This window comes from Citrobacter sp. CtB7.12, assembly GCF_001297795.1.
In the GTDB taxonomy this organism is placed as follows: Bacteria; Pseudomonadota; Gammaproteobacteria; order Enterobacterales; family Enterobacteriaceae; genus Citrobacter_A; species Citrobacter_A amalonaticus.
The window spans coordinates 1-3,420 of sequence record NZ_LIFT01000046.1; the positions used below are offsets into that span (position 1 = coordinate 1).

Below are 3,420 nucleotides of genomic sequence, written 5' to 3' on the forward strand. Positions count from 1 at the left end.
GTTGCCTTTCACGTCGTTGCTGATGTCATCCATCTTCACGCTGTAGCTACGGGTGTTGTGAAGCCAGTTGGCTTCGACGAACGGCTGAAAGGTGCGGTCTTTGCCGTCATCCATGGCGTTATGGCCTTGCAGATAGGCTTTGACGCCAAGACGCGTTTGCAGGTTGCCGTCGGTTTTATCCACCACCCGAGTGCCGTTTTTCTCAACGTGCGTATCAGCCTGCACGTCCATCCAGGTGATTTGCGCTTTAGGCTGGATGTACAGCGCCTTACGCTCGCTGAATTCGGCCAGCTTCCAGGTGTAGCCCGTTTCGACAGAGGCGGTGATGCCGTCCGAGTCATATTTTTCAGACGCCAGACCCTGTCCGGACACGGTGTTGTCAAACCAGTTATAGAGCAGCCAGCCATCGACATACGCACCGGTTTTATCGGCGTCGTTGGCATACCAGGTGCCGTACAGACCGGCGCTGTAGCCGCTGATCTCCCCACGGGATGAGTATCCGGTCAGGCTGGAGTGGCTGCGGCTCTTGCTGTTGGCGTAACCGGCCATCAGACCCAGATGCCAGCGATCCAGACCGTCGGTGCTCCATTGCGCGATATCGCCGCCCAGTTGCATCACGTAGCGGTTGCTCTGGGTGCTGATCTGTCCGGAACCGTCCTTGAAGCGGTTATGTCCGCCGATGTGGCGCATCCACAGGCTGGTGACTTTCTGTTCGCCGGTTAACGCGTCGGTGTACTGGGTTTCACCCAGACGATCGTGAAGCCGGGTGGTGAACAGCGTGTTGGCGGCAAGGGTGTTCGCCAGATAGCTGCCGGTTTCCGGGCGATAGGTTTTCTCTCCTTCCGGCTGTGGCGTTGGGGCCGGTGTCGGGGCGGGATCGGGAGTAGGCTCCGGCACTGGGTCAGTGATGAAGGTGTTGGTCAGATACCAGTTACTGCCTTTTTTCACCACATCATAGTCATAAGCCCCCGCGACAATACGTCCGGCTTTGGCAAAAGTACCTGCGGAATCGCCATACACTTCGACAATTTCAATACCGTTCACCGTTTGCGAGCCCGTACCGCCGATATTATTCACCGCAACCAGCGTATTACCGGACGTGTCGCCTTCCACGATAAGTTTATCGGTGGGAGAATCATCGCCACCCAGTGTCGTGTTCATTTTCAGTGTTCCGCCGCCGTAGAAATTACCTTCTACAGTCAGAGTCTTAAACACACCGCTGCTTTCCGGAGGCAGGAAATTGACAGTCCCATTGTCTAAGGTGATGTCGGTGACATGAGAGCTACCGGTCATATTCCACACGGCCTGGTTGGAAAGATCCAGGTTAACAATACCGTTGCTGGTTGAGCCAGACGTAGCGGTATAGCTGGTGGCCGTCAGGAATGAGTTTTCGTTATTCAGTACCATATTGAGCGTGGCATCGTTAATTGCGCCAATGTCGCCAATGACCTGTACCGTGCCGGTTTCTAATGAATTCACGTTGATCAGGCTGTTTGCTCCACGGGAGAGCAGGGACCAGGTGGGATCGCTGTTATCCGTCATCAGCAGACCTTTCTGCACATCGACAATACCACCCGCCGCGGCTTCGATACCCGCCACATAGTTGGCGTGCGTATCAGACAGTGAGATGCCTAAATCATCCTGGAATTCAACTTTTGTGGTGTTACTGCCGCCATCATAAGCATAAACCGCTCGTGCGGTATCGACGCCATTTTGCATAGTAATAGCGGTTTTACCCTGAAACTGCGCCTCACTTTTCCAAAGGTAAAGGCCTGTGTTGTAATATCCACCGTTGCTGGTCAGCAGAAAATCGCCTTTTGCGATAAGCGACGACTGGTCAGTCAGGGAGATGGTTCGCATCCAGTACGGGTCGATCCAACCTGCGAATTCATGCTCGTAACCGGGTCGGTTGCCCAGGTAAGTCAGGTTCTCGCCGACGATGATCGCATTGCTGTTGAAGGTGATATCCGTTGCCATCAGGTCAAGTGCCCGGCCACCGCCAGCCTCACCAAAGAGGTTATTTTCATCACCACGTGAGAGCGCTTCAATCTTCGTCAGCCCCGTAAATTCGATGCTATTTCTCGTCCCATAAGTGGCGTAGGGGAGCGCCGCCAGGATACCCTGGCTGCCTTTCAGAGTGATGTAGTCAGCTTCAAATTTGGCAGTATTAATCACGTTATAAGCAGTGTTACTCGTGCTCGCGCCAGCCCTTGCGGCAAACTGTAATGCCAGTTCATTGGCATCGATATCAATACGATCGGCTTTGATATCCACATCACTTCCTGCGGCAAGAACCATCCCCACGCGACGGTCGATAGAGTTGTCGCCCGGATCGCCGTCAACATTGATGACAAAGTTTCCACCATCAAAGGCCAGCTCACCGTTATACAAACCAATCCCCCAGCGGTGGGTGCTGACATATCCCGCTTGCGGCATCAGTACAGTCAAATTAACTTTATTATCGCCGTCGCTTTTGAAATCAAATTTACCACCTGGCCCGGCAAATAAACCGTAAATATCGGCGTAACTATTTTTGACCTCATTACTGACGATAATATTGCCGCCAGTGAATGTCATTGTGCCGCTGAGTGTATCTCGCTTGTAAGCATGCAGCGTTGCACGTTCGTCTGTCGTGTTATTATTAAAACCTCTCAGTGTCAGGGTATTCCCGTCGCTGATATTAATGTTCACTGCACCGTTCAGGGTATTGATTAGCGCGCGTTGGTAACTGGCGCTGCCCGTGTAACCGCTGGCGTCCAGGGTCACATCACCGAGGCTAACGGTGTGGGTTCCGCTGCTAATAGACGAAATCGAACTGGTGAAGGTCTTATTTTCCAACTCGGCCGATAAGACAAACGGTGAGGCGAGAAACGAACTTCCCACCACGACAGGTACAAGACATTTCCATTTTATATATGTCATTTATGACTCTCCGTGAGATTAACGACTTATTTTTATTTGTAATAAAGAAAAAAATGTCCGGCCTTTGCAGGACATTTTTTGTTTGGGCGATCAGAAACTATATTTGATGCCTAACATTCCCTGCGTATCGCTGTAGCCGTTGTCGCCAATTTGCTGGGCGACGTTGCCCCACAGTTGCAGACGCGGGCTAAGCTGGCCTTCAACGCCCACTTTCAGTTCGCCAATATTGCGGTTGCCTTTCACGTCGTTGCTGATGTCATCCATCTTCACGCTGTAGCTGCGGGTGTTGTGAAGCCAGTTGGCTTCGATGAACGGCTGGAAGGTGCGGTCTTTGCCGTCATCCATGGCGTTATGGCCTTGCAGGTAGGCTTTGACGCCAAGACGCGTTTGCAGGTTGCCGTCGGTTTTATCCACCACCCGAGTGCCGTTTTTCTCAACGTGCGTATCAGCCTGCACGTCCATCCAGGTGATTTGCGCTTTAGGCTGGATGTACAGCGC

At 52.6% G+C, this 3,420-nt stretch carries 2 protein-coding genes; both read right to left on the reverse strand.

Annotated features, from left to right (window positions below):
* The coding region (locus AOY24_RS23255) for an autotransporter outer membrane beta-barrel domain-containing protein (RefSeq protein ID WP_054177465.1) at positions 1 to 2,922 on the reverse strand (2,922 nt) is incomplete at its 3' end.
* A 90-nt stretch (positions 2,923 to 3,012) separates the two neighbouring features.
* Positions 3,013 to 3,420, reverse strand: a 408-nt coding sequence (locus AOY24_RS23260; RefSeq protein WP_072185449.1) for an autotransporter outer membrane beta-barrel domain-containing protein, incomplete at its 5' end; no start/stop codon positions are given.